The 1,563-nt window shown below is 38.3% G+C and carries 1 protein-coding gene; it reads left to right on the top strand.

Annotation, left to right across the window (positions count from 1 at the left end):
* The first annotated feature begins 128 nt into the window (after positions 1 to 128).
* Positions 129 to 1,484, top strand: a complete 1,356-nt coding sequence (locus tag KQ486_RS13950) for an IS1182 family transposase (protein WP_212371692.1) — start codon at positions 129 to 131, stop codon at positions 1,482 to 1,484.
* Positions 1,485 to 1,563: the final 79 nt, after the last annotated feature.

Genomic DNA, 1,563 nt, shown 5'->3' with positions numbered 1-1,563 from the left:
GAATAAATTTCATAAATCTTAGCCCTTACAGGGCAAGGGTTTCAAAACACAAAAAAGGAAGTACCTCCCCAAAGTCTGTATAATGGTAGTTGACTAAAACATCCCAAAAGACTGGAGGAATACTCCCTATGACCATTATACGACAACCAAGCCTTTTTAGCATTCAAGAACTTTATGATATGGAACCTACCGATAAATATGACGCAATCATTTCAGCCATCGATATTAGAATGATTTATCGAGAAGTAATGAAAAAATCTCATCGTGGTGCGCCTGAAGAGCTGAATTATGCTGCAATGATTATCTCAATCTTCGTTCGATATGTGGAACGAATTCCAACCATCAAAGATTTAATTAAGCGATTAAATCAAGACATAGCCTTCAAATTAAATTGTGGTTTTCTTGTTTCAGACAGTGTTCCATCTGAAGCTTCTTATTCACGACTGCTCACAAAATTAACACAATCAAATATCCTGGAGAAAGTCCAAGGACAGATTGTTGAGCAGGCTATAGAAGAAGGCTTTATTATCGATGACACCATTGCTATCGATGCAACTCACTTTGAAGCACGCGATCAAGCTCCAGCAAAGGAAGAGAAAGCAAAGCCGGAACCAAAGAAACGTGGTCGAAAGCCTAAAAAAGAGCGGGATCAATGGTTAAAAGAACAAGCCGAAAAAGAAGCCAGCCTTCCCCTATACGAAAAGAAAATAGTAGCTCAACTCGATGCTTCGTTGGGCGACCTTCGTGAAGGGGTTCCTCAGGAACCCAAATGGGGCATCAAGAAAAACAGTGATGGAAAAAATGTTTTTTGGTACGGTTTTAAAGGACATTTGGCTGTCGGCTCTTCCAGTCAATATATTTTACAATCACTCTTTTCATCCGGTAACTTAAACGATGGAAAAGCTGCAATCCCTTTATTAAAGGGGATGCAGGAACAGCGTTCTCTTCCAAACATACGTTATCAAACGATGGATGCAGGGTATGATTATGAACCAATCTATCAACAAGTTTATCGAATGGGGCAACAGTCTATCATCGCTTATAATCGTAAAAACGAACCCGAACCCATAGGGTTCGATAAGTATTTCGCTCCTACTTGTTTTCGGGAACATTCTTACCGTTATGATAGCTATGATGCAAAGTACGAAACATTGAAATATACCCATCCGAAAGAATGCAGTGATTGTCCACTCGCTCAAGAAGGCATTTGTCAAAAGGTATTTAAAATGAAAATCACCAAAGATCTTCGTAAATATACAGCACCAGCTCGCGGTTCTGAAGCTTGGAAGAAGTTGTTCAAGAAGCGTACTGCCGTTGAACGTGTAAATGGTTACTTGAAAGAATATTTTCAACTAAATAATGTAAGGTATTGCTCCGGAAAGCGTGCCAAAGTTCATTTTGATTTAGTCACCCTTACTTATAACGCATCAAAGTTAGCAGCAGATCGCTTGAATATACAGATGAAAAACCAACAATCTGCATGATTTCTGTTTTTAAAAATGCAATTCAAAACATTGGAGAAGTCTTTGTATTTTTAAAAAGAGCAATTATGAAATTGATTCA

The sequence above is a fragment of the Allobacillus halotolerans genome, from assembly GCF_018967645.1.
GTDB classification, from domain to species: Bacteria; Bacillota; Bacilli; order Bacillales; family Alkalibacillaceae; genus Allobacillus; species Allobacillus halotolerans.
This window is presented reverse-complemented; position numbering and strand designations above follow the sequence as displayed.

Bases quoted from the DNA above. Each gene is read 5' to 3' on its own strand.
- KQ486_RS13950 (WP_212371692.1), top strand. From the start codon at position 129: ATGACCATTATACGACAACCAAGCCTTTTTAGCATTCAAGAACTTTAT.